At 70.7% G+C, this 13,206-nt stretch carries 13 protein-coding genes and 1 pseudogene; 7 read left to right on the top strand and 7 right to left on the bottom strand.

Translation table 11 applies throughout. The annotated features are described in order from the left end of the window. Positions 1 to 5: 5 nt before the first annotated feature. Positions 6 to 992, bottom strand: a complete 987-nt coding sequence (locus tag VGD32_RS06730; RefSeq protein WP_331031133.1) for an SDR family oxidoreductase — start codon at positions 990 to 992, stop codon at positions 6 to 8. 90 nt (positions 993 to 1,082) lie between these two features. On the opposite strand from VGD32_RS06730, the gene VGD32_RS06725 reads away from it, so the two are divergent. Further along, positions 1,083 to 1,709: a DUF4126 domain-containing protein gene (locus tag VGD32_RS06725; protein ID WP_331031132.1), complete on the top strand. Its 627-nt coding sequence runs from the start codon at positions 1,083 to 1,085 to the stop codon at positions 1,707 to 1,709. Here VGD32_RS06725 and VGD32_RS06720 read toward each other — a convergent pair. Both VGD32_RS06720 and dusA read right to left on the bottom strand, forming a co-directional pair. Beyond that, on the bottom strand, positions 1,706 to 2,014 hold the full coding sequence (locus tag VGD32_RS06720) for a hypothetical protein (RefSeq protein WP_331031131.1): 309 nt from the start codon (positions 2,012 to 2,014) through the stop codon (positions 1,706 to 1,708). The genes VGD32_RS06725 and VGD32_RS06720 overlap by 4 nt on opposite strands. 119 nt (positions 2,015 to 2,133) lie before the next feature. Next, positions 2,134 to 3,147, bottom strand: a complete 1,014-nt coding sequence (gene dusA / locus VGD32_RS06715) for a tRNA dihydrouridine(20/20a) synthase DusA (RefSeq protein ID WP_331031130.1) — start codon at positions 3,145 to 3,147, stop codon at positions 2,134 to 2,136. Between the two features lie 93 nt (positions 3,148 to 3,240). Here dusA and VGD32_RS06710 point away from each other — a divergent pair, with 93 nt between their 5' ends. After that, entirely contained in the window at positions 3,241 to 3,810 is a 570-nt protein-coding gene (locus VGD32_RS06710; protein ID WP_331031129.1) for a DUF4142 domain-containing protein, read from the top strand. A 40-nt stretch (positions 3,811 to 3,850) separates the two neighbouring features. Here the strand turns inward: VGD32_RS06710 and VGD32_RS06705 are convergent, their stop codons facing one another. Then, the gene (locus VGD32_RS06705; RefSeq protein ID WP_331031128.1) at positions 3,851 to 5,707 is read right to left on the bottom strand and encodes a monovalent cation:proton antiporter-2 (CPA2) family protein; all 1,857 of its coding nucleotides are present in this window, start codon (positions 5,705 to 5,707) and stop codon (positions 3,851 to 3,853) included. A gap of 144 nt (positions 5,708 to 5,851) precedes the next feature. On the opposite strand from VGD32_RS06705, the gene VGD32_RS06700 reads away from it, so the two are divergent. After that, positions 5,852 to 7,693 carry a VWA domain-containing protein gene (locus VGD32_RS06700; RefSeq protein ID WP_331031127.1) on the top strand — a complete coding sequence of 614 codons (1,842 nt, stop codon included), beginning with the start codon at positions 5,852 to 5,854 and terminating at the stop codon, positions 7,691 to 7,693. A gap of 12 nt (positions 7,694 to 7,705) precedes the next feature. Continuing rightward, a complete protein-coding gene (locus tag VGD32_RS06695) occupies positions 7,706 to 8,908 on the top strand; it encodes a winged helix-turn-helix domain-containing protein (RefSeq protein ID WP_331031126.1) in 1,203 nt (400 codons plus the stop codon). Here VGD32_RS06695 and VGD32_RS06690 read toward each other — a convergent pair. The 3 genes from VGD32_RS06690 to VGD32_RS06680 all read right to left on the bottom strand — a co-directional run bounded on the left by VGD32_RS06690 (position 8,892) and on the right by VGD32_RS06680 (position 11,496). After that, positions 8,892 to 10,385, bottom strand: coding sequence for an aldehyde dehydrogenase family protein (locus tag VGD32_RS06690; protein WP_331031125.1), 1,494 nt, complete (start codon positions 10,383 to 10,385; stop codon positions 8,892 to 8,894). The genes VGD32_RS06695 and VGD32_RS06690 overlap by 17 nt on opposite strands. Before the next feature lie 104 nt (positions 10,386 to 10,489). After that, positions 10,490 to 10,924 carry a hypothetical protein gene (locus VGD32_RS06685; RefSeq protein ID WP_331031124.1) on the bottom strand — a complete coding sequence of 145 codons (435 nt, stop codon included), beginning with the start codon at positions 10,922 to 10,924 and terminating at the stop codon, positions 10,490 to 10,492. 188 nt (positions 10,925 to 11,112) lie between these two features. Beyond that, entirely contained in the window at positions 11,113 to 11,496 is a 384-nt protein-coding gene (locus VGD32_RS06680; RefSeq protein ID WP_331031123.1) for a hypothetical protein, read from the bottom strand. Between the two features lie 166 nt (positions 11,497 to 11,662). On the opposite strand from VGD32_RS06680, the gene VGD32_RS06675 reads away from it, so the two are divergent. The 3 genes and pseudogenes from VGD32_RS06675 to VGD32_RS06665 all read left to right on the top strand — a co-directional run. Next, the gene (locus tag VGD32_RS06675) at positions 11,663 to 12,073 is read left to right on the top strand and encodes a CBS domain-containing protein (protein WP_331031122.1); all 411 of its coding nucleotides are present in this window, start codon (positions 11,663 to 11,665) and stop codon (positions 12,071 to 12,073) included. A gap of 83 nt (positions 12,074 to 12,156) precedes the next feature. Further along, positions 12,157 to 12,729 carry a hypothetical protein gene (locus tag VGD32_RS06670; protein WP_331031121.1) on the top strand — a complete coding sequence of 191 codons (573 nt, stop codon included), beginning with the start codon at positions 12,157 to 12,159 and terminating at the stop codon, positions 12,727 to 12,729. Positions 12,730 to 12,850: 121 nt separating this feature from the next. Beyond that, a pseudogene (locus VGD32_RS06665) lies at positions 12,851 to 13,206 on the top strand (PAS domain-containing sensor histidine kinase); the annotation flags it as partial.

The following is a 13,206-nucleotide window of genomic DNA, read 5'->3' as shown; positions in this document are numbered from 1 at the left end:
GCGCCCTAGCCGGCGCCGTAGCCGCCGATGATCGGCAGGATCTCGCCGGTGATGTAGCTGGAGCACTGCGGCGAGGCGAGAAACACGAAGGCGGGCGCGATCTCCTCCGGCTGGGCCGGGCGCTTCATCACCGTCTTCGAGCCGAATTGGGCGACCTTCTCCGCCGGCTGGTCGGCCGGGTTGAGGGGCGTCCACACCGGACCGGGCGCCACCACATTGACGCGGATGCCCCTGGGCGCGAGGTGCGTGCCCAGCGAGCGCGCGAAGGCGTGGATGCCGCCCTTGGTCATCGAATAGTCGAGCAGCCGCTCGCTGCCCTCGATGCCGGTGACCGAGCCCGTCATGACGATCGAGCCGCCGGGCTTCAGGTGCGGGACCGCCGCCTTCACCAGGTTGAAATAGCCGTAGAGATTGGTCTTCAAGGTGCGGTCGAAATGCTCGAGGGTCAGGTCCTCCAGCGCCTCGACATGCTCCTGAAAGGCGGCGTTGGGGACCACGACGTCCAGTCGCCCGAAGGCGTCCAGCGCAGCCTTCACGGCGGCGTCGGAGAAGGCCGGGTCGGCGGCGTCGCCCTTGAGCACGATGGCGCGGCGGCCCTCGGCCTCGACGGCGGCTTTCGTATCATTCGCGTCCTTCTCCTCGTCGAGGTGGCAGAGGGCGACGTCGCAGCCCTCGCGGGCGAAGAGCACGGCCACCGCCCGGCCGATGCCGGAGTCCCCGCCGGTGATGATCGCCGCCATGCCCTCCAGCTTGCCCGAACCCTTCCAGAAGGGCGCGTCGTACATCGGGGCGGGGTCCAGCGCCGCCTCGTCGCCCGGCTTGCGCTGATGCTGTTTCGGGAAGGGCGGTTCGGGATATGTGCGCGCCCCGGCCTGGACCGCGCCTTCCTCTTTCGAGCCGCCGCCCTCCGAGGCCCTGGCGTCGATGCCGGCCTGAATCTTCCGCTCCTGATCGGCGATCCGGTCGGCGCGGTGTTCGAAGCGGTCGTCCATGGTGGGCTCCTGTTTCGCGTTCACCGGAAAGTCGATGGAGCGCCCGGGTGTTCCCGCGCATTGTAGCGGGACGGTTGGAGGAGAGCGGCGATGCCGGAGGTCGATCTCGAGGCGCTGGGTGCGGCGGCGGGGCCGATGCAGGCGTGGGTTCTGCCCGCCCTGCTGGGATTGGGGCTGGCCTCGGCCACCGGCCTGCGGACCTTCCTGCCCCTGCTGATGCTGGCCGTGGCGGCGCGGTTCGAAATGTTCGGCGTGCGGCTGATCGAGCAGATGGACTGGCTGGTGTCGTGGCCGGCCATAGCGGCCCTGGGCGTGGCCACCGCGGCGGAGTTCCTCGGCGACAAGATTCCCGCTGTCGATCACGGGCTGAACGCGGTCGGCTACGTCACCCGGCCCGTGGCGGGGGCCGTCGCGGCAGGCAGCGTGTTCTGGGCCGTCGATCCGGCCATGGCGGCGGTCGCCGGACTGATCGTCGGCGCGCCCGCAGCCCTCGCGTTCAACGCAGCCCAGACCGGCGTCCGGGTCGGCTCGACCGCGACCACGGGCGGGCTGGGCAATCCGGTGGTGTCGCTGATGGAGGACGTGCTGGCCTTCTTCACCGTCGTCGTCGCGTTTCTGGCGCCGATCGTGATTCCGCTGGTCCTGATCGTGCTGGCGGTGGTGGTGTTCCGGCTTGCGCGCCGCATCCGGGAAGGCCGGACGCCCAGGCCGGCCTAGAGAACGCGGCTGACGATGGCCTTGAGCGTCTCGGCCTTGGCCGGCAGATCGGCGGCCAGCCGCCCGGCCAGTTCGCGCGCGCCCACCGGATAGGCCTCGCCGCCGTCGGCGATCTCCTTCGCCATCCGCGAAGCGTCCAGAAGGACCCGTTCCAGCGCCTCGACCTGCTCGACGGCCAGGGCCCGGGCCTCGAGCTGCAGCCGTTTGACCCGCTCCGTCGTGGTCTCGGGCGTGCGCATCAGGTCATAGATTTCAGCGTCGCCGGGGACGAGGCGCAGGTCGGGCTTGGGCGGACTCTTGGGCATGGCGTACTCCTGCCAAGCCGAATGCGAAGCGGCGCCGCTCCGTTCCCCGTCCACAGGGTAAACGCGCGACAACCGGCGCCGGTGTGCTCCCGTTGCATCACGAAGTCGGCGCCGGTCCCTCAGGCGGCTTCGGTGCGCAGCGCTGTCCGGGCCTCGGCCTCGCGCACGGCGTCGACGGCCCGGTCGACGACCTCGAGCCCGGCGCTGGGCTTCACCGCCTCGACCGTCAGGATGCGGCGGAAGGCGCGCGCGCCGGGACGGCCGTGCATCAGCCCCAGCATGTGCCGGGTCATGGCCGGAAGATGCACGCCCTCCGCGAGCCGCGCCGCCATATAGGGGCGGTAGCGCCCGATGGCCTCGAAGGCGCCGACGTCGCCCGTCCCGACGCCGAACAGCCGGCGGTCCGCCTGGCCGAGAATGGCCGGCTCATGATAGGCGGCGCGGCCCAGCATGACCCCATCCAGCTGCACGCCGTCAGAAGCGTCGAGATGGGTCTCGGCCTCGTCGAGCGAGGCGATGCCGCCGTTGATGGTCACCGACAGCTGCGGCCGCTCGCGCTTCAGCCGGCGCACCAGGGCGTAGTCCAGCGGCGGCACGTCGCGGTTCTCCTTGGGCGACAAACCCTGCAGCCAGGCCTTGCGGGCGTGGATCACGAACACCCCGATTCCCGCGGCGGCGCAGGCGTCGACGGTCTCGAACAGCGAAACCTCCGGGTCCTGATCGTCGACGCCGATGCGGCATTTGACCGTCGCGGGCACGGCCACGGCCGCCTTGATCGCCGCCATGCAGTCGGCGACCAGCAAGGGCTCGCGCATCAGGCAGGCGCCGAAGCGGCCCGACTGCACCCGGTCCGAGGGACAGCCGACGTTGAGGTTGATCTCGTCGTAGCCGAAGGCCTCGCCGATCCGGGCCGCCTCGGCCAGCTGCTCCGGATCGGAGCCGCCAAGCTGCAGCGCCACCGGATGCTCGACCGGGTCGAAGCCCAGCAGTCGCTCGCGGTCGCCGTGGATCACCGCCGCGGCGGTGACCATCTCGGTATAGAGCAGGGTCCGGGATGTCAGGGCGCGATGGAACGCCCGGCAGTGCCGGTCGGTCCAGTCCATCATCGGGGCGATCGAGAGGCGGCGGTCCATCGGGCGGCGCTTCTACACCGATCCCGGGCCGGACGCGACCGTTGGAACCTTTGGCATTGGCCCCGGTTCACCGGGCCTCAAGGAGGATTTTCCATGATCAGACCACTTCTCGCCGGCGTCGCCTGTGTCGCCCTGCTCGCCGCGTGCACCCAGGAACAGAGCCCGGAAGCCGTCGACAAGGTTCAGGACGCGGCCGCCGGCCCGGTCGGCCAGACCTCGGCCGTGACCATGGGCTCGAACATGGTGTCGGCCTACATCCCCAACGCCGCCATGGGCGACATGTATGAGATCCAGGCCGCCGACATCGCCCTGCAGCGCTCGCAGAACGCCCAGCTCAAGGAGCTGGCGACGATGATCAAGACCGATCACACCGCCGCCTCCAACGCCATGAAGGGCATGCTGCCGCAGGCCGCGCCCGGAACGACGGCGCCGACCGCGCTTGACCAGCGCCGCCAGGGGTTGATCGACAACCTGCGCTCGGCCTCGGCGGAGAACTTCGACCGCACCTGGATCGACCAGCAGATCGCGGCCCACAACGAGGCGCTGACCCTGCACCGCGGCTTCGCCGATCAGGACTCCCCGCTGGCCGCCCACGCCCGTTCGGTGGTCCCGAAGATCGAGGCTCACCTGCGTCAGGCGGAGGCGATCAAGGCGGCGATGTAAGGCGCCGTCTCCGCCGCGCAGATGCTGAGGCCGGCGCCGGTCAGGCGCCGGCCTTTTCGCGCTGTTCGTCCTCCTCCAGGGCCTCGGCCGCCTCCTCGTTGAGCGCGGTGCCCTCGCGGCGGGGTTTGACGTAGGGCTCGGGCCGGGTGGTGGCGATATTGCCGCGCATCAGAGACCGGCCGGCCTGGATGCCTTCCACCAGCTGAAGCGAGAACCGCTCCTCGTCGCGGCGGCGGACGTCGGCCATGGTCTCCCGGACCTGATCGCCGCTGAAGCCCAGATCGATCAGCACCTGCTCGCCGAAGGCGAGGGCGCTCTCGAAGGTCTCGCGCAGCTGGTACTCGACCCCGGCCTGGACGAGGCGGATGGCGTGGCCGCGGTCGTAGGCGCGGACGAACAATTTGGTCAGCGGGAACTCGGCCTTGACCAGTTCGACGATGCGGTCGGCGGTTTCGGACTTGTCGACGCAGACAAGGATGGTCTCGGCCGTCTCGGCGCCCGAGGCGCGCAGAACGTCGAGGCGCGAGCCATCGCCGTAGAAGACCTTGAAGCCGAAATTGCCGGCGGCCTGGATCATCTCGACATCGGTGTCGATGATCGAGACGTCGACGTCGCGCGCCAGCAGCGGCTGCGAAACGACCTGGGCGAAGCGGCCGAAGCCGATGATCAGCACCCGCTCGCGCAGGTTCTTCGCCCGGTCCACGCCGTCGGCGTCGTCGGGCGACAGGCCTTCGTCCGGGCGCAGCCGGTCGGCGAGCATGACCCGCAGGGGGGTCAGGGCCATCGACAGGATGACCACCGCTGACAGGATGGCCGCCGTCCGGGCGTCGAACAGGCCCGCGGCGAAGGCGGTGGAATAGAGGACGAAGGCGAACTCCCCGCCCTCGCCCATCAGGGCGGCGCGCAGCAGACCCTCGCCATGCTTCTGCTTCAGCCGGGCCACCGCGTAGACGGCGATCATCTTGGCCGACATGAAGGCGGCCAGGCCGCCCAGCACCCAGGCCCAGTCGGCGATCACCACCCGTACGTCCAGCGACATGCCGACGCTGAGGAAGAACAGGCCGAGCAGCAGGCCCCGAAACGGCTCGATGTCGGCCTCCAGCTGATGCCGGAAGGTCGATTCCGACAGCAACACGCCGGCGAGGAAGGCCCCCATGGCCATCGACAGGCCGCCGAGGTTCATGGCGTAGGCCGCGCCCAGGACCACGAACAGGGCGCCCATGGTCATGATCTCGCGGCCGCCATAGCGGGCGAGCAGGCGGAAGAAGGGGTTCACCACCCAGCGGCCGGCGACGTAGACGAGGGCCACCGCCCCCGTCGCCAGCCCGACGGTCATCCACATCGGATTGCCGCTGTCGACCGCGGATCCCCAGGTCCCCGCCAGCACCGCCACCAGCGCCAGCAGCGGCACGATGGCGAGATCCTCGAACAGCAGGATGGAGATGACCCGCTGCCCGGGCGGATCCGCGTTCTCGTTGCGCTCCTGCAGCAGCTGCATGACGATGGCCGTGGACGACAGGGCGAAGCCGAAGCCGGCGATCAGGGCCGCGTACCAGGCGAGGCCGGCGGCAAGCGCCAGGCCGGTCAGCAGCAGGGCGCAGACCAGCACCTGCACGGCGCCGAGGCCGAATATCTCGCGTCTCAGGCTCCACAGCCGGGCCGGCCGCATCTCCAGACCGATGATGAACAGGAACATGACCACGCCGAGCTCGGCGACGTGCAACACCGATTCAGGATCGCGCACCACGCCCAGCGCCGAGGGGCCGATCAGCAGGCCGGCCGCCAGATAACCGAGCACCGAGCCGAGGCCGAAGCGGCGGAACAGGGTCGCGGCCACGACCATGGCGGCCAGCAGGGCCACCGCGTGTCCCAGACCCATGCTGGTGGTCTCGTGCATTCCGGTCCCCTGTGTCCGCCAGCCGCCATAGTGGGGACGCGGGAGGCTCGACGCCAGCCCGTCGCGTCAGGCTTCGTCAGGCGACCGGTCCGGTCGTGTGGCGCAGGGTAGGGTGTGCCGATGCACGGACAGGGAGAGACGCCGATGACGACCCACCCGCTGAGACGCAGTCTGGCCGCCGCCCTCGCGGTCTCGCTGGCGGCCCCGATGGCTCCGGCCCCGGTGCTGGCGGGGCAGAGCCGGCCGGACGAGGCCCGCGACGGCGTGGTCTCGCCGGACAACTGCCGCGCCGTGGGGATCAACCTGGGGCCCGGGCCGCGCAGCGGCGGCCACTACGGGTCTCCCCGCGGACGCATCGCCGCGCCCGGCTACGCCCCGCCGCCGCCTCCTCCGCCCCCGCCCCCAATGGCCCCGCCGCCGCCGGTGCGGGACGCGACCCAGCTGGACGAGGTCGCGGTCACCGGGTCGCGCATCGAGCGCAACAGTCTCCCTGCGTCCGCCCCGGTGGTCGCCGGCAGCGCGGACTGGATGGCGCCCTCGCACGTTCCGGCCGATACCGAACGCTATCCCGACGCGACGCCGAACCCGGTGCGGCGCGTGGCCGACGAGCCGGTCTCGACCTTCTCCATCGATGTCGACACGGCCAGCTATGCCAACGTGCGCCGCTTCCTCGGGGAGGGCCGGCTGCCGCCGCCCGATGCGGTGCGGGTCGAGGAGATGATCAACTATTTCGACTACGGCTACGAGCGGCCGCGCTCGGCGTCGGAGCCGTTCGCCATCACCACCGCCGTGGCGGCGTCGCCCTGGTCAGAGGGCCGCCAGATCGTCCACGTGGCGCTTCAGGGCTATGAGCTGCCCGAAGGTCAGAGGCGGCCGCTGAACTTGACCTTCATGGTCGACGTCTCCGGCTCGATGATGTCCCCGGACAAGCTGGACCTCGCCAAGAAGTCGATGAATCTGATCATCGACCGGCTGCGGCCGCAGGACCGGGTGGCGGTCACCTATTACGCCTCGGACGTCGGCACCGCCGTGGGCCCGACCCCGGGCGACCAGAAGCTGAAGCTGCGCTGCGCGGTGGAGGCGCTGAACGCGGGCGGCTCAACCGCCGGGGCGCAGGGGATGGTCAACGCCTACAGCCAGGCCGAGGCCGCCTTCGGACGCGAGAAGGTCAACCGGATCCTGATGTTCACCGACGGCGACTTCAACGTCGGCGTGACGGAAAACCAGCGCCTGGAGGACTATGTCGCCGCCAAGCGGGAGACCGGCATCTACCTGTCCGTCTACGGCTTCGGGCGCGGCAACTACCAGGACGCCCGGATGCAGACGATCGCCCAGGCCGGCAACGGCACGGCGGCCTATGTCGACGACCTGGACGAGGCCCGGCGGCTGTTCGGACCGGCGTTCGACCGCGGGGCCTTCCCCATCGCCGACGACGTCAAGATCCAGGTGGAGTTCAACCCGGCCCGCGTCAGCGAGTACAGGCTGATCGGCTACGAGACCCGGATGCTGAACGAGCAGGATTTCAGCAACGACCGCGTCGACGCGGGCGAGGTCGGATCCGGCGCCTCGGTGACGGCGCTGTACGAGATCACCCCGGTGGGCGGGCCGAGCCAGATTCTGGACCGCCGCTACGACCAGAACCGCCTCGGGGTCGGCGGCGGAGACCCGACCGGCGAGGTCGGCTTCGTCCAGGTCCGCTACAAGCTGCCGGGCGAGCGGGACTCGCGGCTGATGCAGCGGGTGGTGTCGAACAGCGGCGCCGGAAGGGTCTCGGCCCAGCCGCCCGAGAGCACACGCTGGGCGCTGGCGGTCGCCGCCTTCGGCCAGAAGCTGCGCAACGATCCGTGGATGGGCGCCGGCTACGGCTGGGACGACATTCTCGAACAGGCCCAGGGCGCGCGGGGCGAGGACCCCTACGGCGAACGCGCGGACTTTGTGCAGATGATCCGCGCGGCGCGGGACATGGAGGCGCAGGCGCGGCCGTAGTAAGGCTCGGGGGTGACCGAGACCCTCTCCCCCAAGACGGCCCGCCGCATCGCGCTGGCCTCACAAGGCTTCGGCCGGACGCCCCCCGCGGCGCCCGGCCGAAAGCATGTCAGGGACCTGGTGCGCCGGCTCGGCGTGGTGCAGATCGACAGCGTCAATGTGGTGACGCGGACCCACTACCTGCCCGCCTTCTCCCGCCTTGGCGACTATCCGCGCGAGGTGCTTGAGACCGAGGCCTGGGGCGCCCGGCGCAGCCTGTTCGAATACTGGGGGCATGAAGCGTCGCTGCTGCCGCTGGAGCTGCAGCCGCTGCTGCGCTGGCGCATGGCGCGGGCGGAGGCCGGCGAGATGTGGACCGGCCTGTCGCGGTTCGGGCGCGAGCGGCGCGACTACATCGACGGCGTGCTGAAGGAGATCGAGCGGCGCGGGCCCGTGACCGGCGCGGACTTCAACGACGCCCCGCGCGGGGCCCCCGGCTGGTGGTCGTGGTCGGATGGCAAGCGGGCGCTGGAGTGGCTGTTCTGGGCCGGGCTGATCACCACGAAGACGCGGCGCGGCTTCGAGCGCGTCTACGACCTGACCGAACGGGCCCTGCCCCGGCGCATCCTCGACCTGCAGACGCCGGACGAGGCGGACGCCCAGCGCGAACTGGTGCGGATCGCGGCGCAGGCGCTCGGCGTGGCCACGGCGGCGGACCTGCGGGACTATTTCCGGCTGCCGCTGGCCGAGGCGAGGGCGCGGGTGGCGGAACTGGTCGAGACCGGCGAGCTCACGCCTGTGGCGGTCAAGGGCTGGCGGCAGCCGGCGTACCTCGCGGCGGGCGCCCGCAAGCCGCGCAAGGTGGCGGGCGCGGCCCTGCTGTCGCCGTTCGACAACCTGATCTGGACCCGCGACCGCACCGAGAGGCTGTTCGGCACGCGGGTGCGGCTGGAGATCTACACCCCGGCCCACAAGCGGACCCATGGCTACTACGTCCTGCCCTTCCTCGAGGACGAGGCGATCACGGCGCGGGTCGACCTCAAGTCCGACCGGCAGGCCGGCGTGCTGCGGGTGCAGGCGGCATGGCGCGAGCCGGACGCGACGGCGGAGACGGCGGGGCGGCTGGCGGCGGAGCTGAAGCGGATCGCCGGATGGCTGGGACTTGGCGAGGTCGAAATGGCGGGCAAGGGGGATCTTGCGGCCGCGCTCGAGGACGCGCTCAGACGTCGAACCTGACCCCCTGCGCCAGCGGCAGGTCGCGGCTGAAATTCACCGTCTGGGTCTGGCGGCGCATATAGGCCTTCCACGCGTCCGAGCCGGACTCGCGGCCGCCGCCGGTGTCCTTCTCGCCGCCGAAGGCCCCGCCGATCTCGGCGCCGGAGGGGCCGATGTTGACGTTGGCGATGCCGCAGTCGGAGCCCCAGGCGGAGAGGAATTGTTCGGCCTCGCGGACGCTGTCGGTGAAGACGCAGGAGGACAGGCCCTGAGGCACGGCGTTCTGCATCGCGACGGCCTCGTCGAAGGCCGACCAGGTCAGAACATAGAGGATGGGGGCGAAGGTCTCGTGCTCGACGACCGCGGTCTGGGCCGGCATGCGGACGATGGCCGGACGGACGTAGGCGCCGTCGCCTTCGAGCGGCTGGCCTCCGGCGACGATCTCGCCGCCTTGGGCCACAGCCTCTTGCAGCGCCGTCTCGAAGGCGCGTCGCGCGTCGACGTCGATCAGCGGGCCGACGAGGGTTCCGCTGTCGCGCGGGTCGCCGATGGGAAGCGTCTCATAGGCCGTCTTCAGACGCGCGATCAGGGCGTCGGCAATGCTCTCGTGGACCAGCAGCCGGCGTAGACTGGTGCAACGCTGGCCGCAGGTGCCGACGGCCGAAAAGGCGATGGCGCGCACCGCCATGTCGAGGTCGGCCGAGGGAGTGACGATCATGGCGTTGTTGCCGCCGAGCTCCAGCAGCGAGCGGCCGAGGCGGGCGGCGACGGTCTGGGCCACCGCCTTGCCCATGCGGGTCGAGCCGGTGGCGGAAACCAGCGGAATGCGCGGGTCGGCGGCGAGCCGCTCTCCCGCCTCGCGGCCGCCGATCACGACCTGCGACAGGCCCTCGGGCGCATCCCCGAACCGGACGAGGGCGCGATCCAGGATCGCCTGGGTGGCGAGCGCCGTCAGCGGCGTCTTCTCCGACGGTTTCCAGATCACCGGGTCGCCGCAGACGAGGGCGAGGCAGGCGTTCCAGGCCGACACCGCGACCGGGAAGTTGAAGGCCGAGATGACCAGCACCGGTCCCAGCGGCTGGTACGTCTCGCGCATGTGGTGGCCGGGCCTCTCGCTCGGCAGGGTCAGGCCGTACAGCTGCCGCGACAGGCCGACCGCGAAGTCGCAGATGTCGATCATCTCCTGCACCTCGCCGAGGCCCTCCGAGACGATCTTGCCGGCTTCGAGCGTGACGAGGCGAGCGAGGTCGTCCTTCGAGGCCCGCAGTTCCTCGCCCAGCAGGCGGACCAGTTCGCCGCGGCGGGGCGCGGGGACACGCTTCCACTGATGGAAGGCCGCGACCGAGCGGGCCATGACCCCGTCGAGATCGGTCGTCTCCGAAACCGAACCGGCGCTCGAGCCGTCGACCGGCGAGCGCGTCGGCAAGGTTCCGCCCCAGGCCGCGCCGCCCGCGCCCAACCGTTCAAGAATGGCCTTCGCTTCGTTCGCCGCCGTCATGGTCTCGCTCCTGCCGATCGAGCAGCGATTAGACGCCCCGGCGGGCGAACGAAAGGGCCGCCCCGTCGCCGGAGCGGCCCTTCATCCGGCTGGAGAGCCCGCAATCAGTAGCGGTCGTAGGGATCGTAGCGGCCGTAGTCGCCCCGATCATGGTCGCGGTCCCGGCGATCATGACCGCGGCCGCCGTAGCGGAGCACGCGCTCGATCCGCTCAAGCCGGCGGTTGATGTCGTTGACCTCGGCGCGCGTGTAGCCGCCCCGGCGGTAGACAGCCTTGACCCGCTCCAGCTGGTTGAACTGGTTCGAGAGGCGGCGCGCCTCGCCCTGTCCGACCTGGCCGGATGAGGCGGCGCGGCGCACCGCCTGCTCGAGGGCGTTCTGGCGCGGCTCGATGTCCCGGCCCCAGACGTCGTAGGGGTGGTTCTCGCCGTAGCCGTACCATTCGGCCTCGTAGTTCTGCGCCAGGGCCGGCGTCGCAACCAGGATGGCCGACGCGGCCGCGAGGGAAAGCAGGGCCCTGCTCCGGATCGCGATCTTCATTGGGTTCGTCCTCATTTTCGTTCGCCGGTGTCTTCCCGGCATGAAGGGATAGGGCCACGCGGCGCCTGACAGCGGCGTGAGAGCGTCGTTGTCCGTTCGTCAGCTTGATGAACGGACCGAGGGGCGACCTGGCGGACACACGAAAGGGCCGCCCCGTCGCCGGGGCGGCCCTTCGTCGTCGCCGCAGCCTACCAGCGGTAGGCGGTGCGCTGCAGCCGGTACTGGATCCGGTCCAGGCGGCGGTCGAGGTCGCGGTACTCGCCGGCGCTCAGGCCGTTACGGGCGTAGCGGTATTCGAGACGCCGGACCTGATCCAGCTGGCGAGCGAGATCGCGGGCCTCGAGGCGGTGGATGCCGCCGCTCCAGGCGAGCCGGTCGATATGCTGTTCGAGGACCCGGATGCGGTAGTGGAGGTCACGTGCGCCGTAGCCGCGGCCGTAACCGTAGCCATAGGGCTGGCTGTAGCCCGGCGAGCCGAAGCTGAGCGTGACTCCGAAATTCTGGGCCAGCGCCGGGGTCGAAACCATGACCGCCGACGCCGCCAGCACGGGAAGCAGGGCTTTCCTGATCATGGCGGTCTTCATCGAGTGCGTCCTTTCGTATCCGGGACATCCCGGCTGATGGACGCAGGAAACCACGCCGCGGCTGACCCGACCCTGAGCCCTTCGTTGTCTGGCAGTCAGGAACCGGCGCCTGCCCGGCGGGTTCTTTCGCAAGCCGATAACAGGAGACTGCCCGATGAAAGTTCGCGACGTGATGAGCAAGGATGTGCAGGTCGCCCGCCCGGGAGACAGCCTGCAGGAGGTGGCGACGCGGATGGCCAGCGGCGACTTCGGCTTCATGCCCGTGGCCGACGGCGATCGCCTGATCGGAACGATCACCGACCGGGACATCACCATACGCGCCGTGGCCGGCGGCGCCGCCTGCAGCGCGCCGGTGGTGGAGTACATCACCCGGGAGCCGCACACCGTGCGGGCGGACGAGGATCTGAAGACGGTTCTGGACGCCATGGGCGACAGGCAGATCCGCCGCCTGCCGGTGCTGGACAAGGACGACCGGCTGGTCGGGGTGGTTTCGCTCGGCGACCTCTCGACCCGGGTGAAGGAAAAGTACGCGGGCGAAACGCTGGAAGACATCTCCCGCCCCTGACGGGCGCGGGGCGTTAACCCTTTCGTCAAACCACGTGTTCACCCGCGTCGGGGCATGCTCCCCGCTCACGACGGGAGACGCCGATGGCGCGCGCGCAGTTCCAGAAGGGTCAGAAGGTCTGGGTCGAGTGTGTCGGCGCCTGGGCGCAGATCGAGAAGGTCCAGCCGGTCTGGGCCAAGGGTTTCGAGGAGCCGGTCCGGGTCACCTACGATGTCGGCCTGGGCCGGGAATTCCTCGGCCATGAGCTGCTGCTGCCGAGCGAGGACCCGTCCGCCAAGACCGGCGATAGCTGGCGGCTGATGCGGGCCCGCAACAAGTGGCAGACGGCCGAGGACACGCCGCATCACCCCTTCCCCGGCACCTATCCGGTGGTGGTCACCGACAAGGCCGACTGGGGCGGCTGGCGCGTGCCCGGCGCGGAATACGACCGCGACCCGGATCAGATCGAATTCCAGGCCCGGTTGATCGCCGCCGCGCCGAAGCTGATGGCGCTGGCCGAGCGGATGGTCGCGGCGGTCGATGAAGCCCCCGAGGATGCGCCGCCGGAGATGCAGGCCATGGCCCGCGACGCCCGCGCCGTGCTGAAGAGCGTGAAGGACGTGCTGGCCGCCCCCGAAATGGCCGCCGCGCCGCCGGCCCCGTCCCGCGCCGCCTGACGCGGGACCCCGGCGAAAGCCGTCCCGTGAATTGAACCGCCGGTCGGGCAAGAAGCCTCGACAGGAATCCGCGACGCAGCCTAGATTCGGCCATCGTCGCCGAATCGTCCGGGAGAGCGCCTTGCGGGGCAGTGAGCGCCGCATAACCCTGCAAGGACGGCGCGCCGGGGACCGGCGCAAGGGCCCTCCCGCATGGGTGCGGATCGCCATTCTCGCCGTCACCCTGGCGGTCGCCGCATACGTCCTTCTGTTCGCCCGGGAAATGGCGCGGCCGGGCCAGGAGGCCGATGCCCTGCGCATGGCGGCGGTGGATCGCGAGGCGCGGATGCTGGCGCTGGAACTCCAGACCCGCATCGCGCCTGTCGAGACCGCCGTGCGGGCGGCCGTGCGGTCCGGCGGAGCGGCCCAGGCGATCCAGCAAGCCCGCACCGCGGCCCCCGACCGCGCCTTCGCCGTGATGTCGCCCGATGGCGGCGT

Origin of the sequence: Brevundimonas sp., assembly GCF_036402095.1 — a bacterium.
GTDB lineage: Bacteria > Pseudomonadota > Alphaproteobacteria > Caulobacterales > Caulobacteraceae > Brevundimonas.
Note: the sequence above shows the minus strand (reverse complement) of the source record. Positions and strands in the feature narration are given on the sequence as shown.

Coding starts and splice junctions, on each gene's coding strand:
- VGD32_RS06730 (WP_331031133.1), bottom strand. CDS start 992: ATGGACGACCGCTTCGAACACCGCGCCGACCGGATCGCCGATCAGGAG.
- VGD32_RS06720 (WP_331031131.1), bottom strand. CDS start 2,014: ATGCCCAAGAGTCCGCCCAAGCCCGACCTGCGCCTCGTCCCCGGCGAC.
- VGD32_RS06670 (WP_331031121.1), top strand. CDS start 12,157: ATGGCGCGCGCGCAGTTCCAGAAGGGTCAGAAGGTCTGGGTCGAGTGT.
- dusA (WP_331031130.1), bottom strand. CDS start 3,147: ATGGACCGCCGCCTCTCGATCGCCCCGATGATGGACTGGACCGACCGG.
- VGD32_RS06705 (WP_331031128.1), bottom strand. CDS start 5,707: ATGCACGAGACCACCAGCATGGGTCTGGGACACGCGGTGGCCCTGCTG.
- VGD32_RS06690 (WP_331031125.1), bottom strand. CDS start 10,385: ATGACGGCGGCGAACGAAGCGAAGGCCATTCTTGAACGGTTGGGCGCG.
- VGD32_RS06700 (WP_331031127.1), top strand. CDS start 5,852: ATGACGACCCACCCGCTGAGACGCAGTCTGGCCGCCGCCCTCGCGGTC.
- VGD32_RS06680 (WP_331031123.1), bottom strand. CDS start 11,496: ATGATCAGGAAAGCCCTGCTTCCCGTGCTGGCGGCGTCGGCGGTCATG.
- VGD32_RS06685 (WP_331031124.1), bottom strand. CDS start 10,924: ATGAAGATCGCGATCCGGAGCAGGGCCCTGCTTTCCCTCGCGGCCGCG.
- VGD32_RS06675 (WP_331031122.1), top strand. CDS start 11,663: ATGAAAGTTCGCGACGTGATGAGCAAGGATGTGCAGGTCGCCCGCCCG.
- VGD32_RS06710 (WP_331031129.1), top strand. CDS start 3,241: ATGATCAGACCACTTCTCGCCGGCGTCGCCTGTGTCGCCCTGCTCGCC.
- VGD32_RS06725 (WP_331031132.1), top strand. CDS start 1,083: ATGCCGGAGGTCGATCTCGAGGCGCTGGGTGCGGCGGCGGGGCCGATG.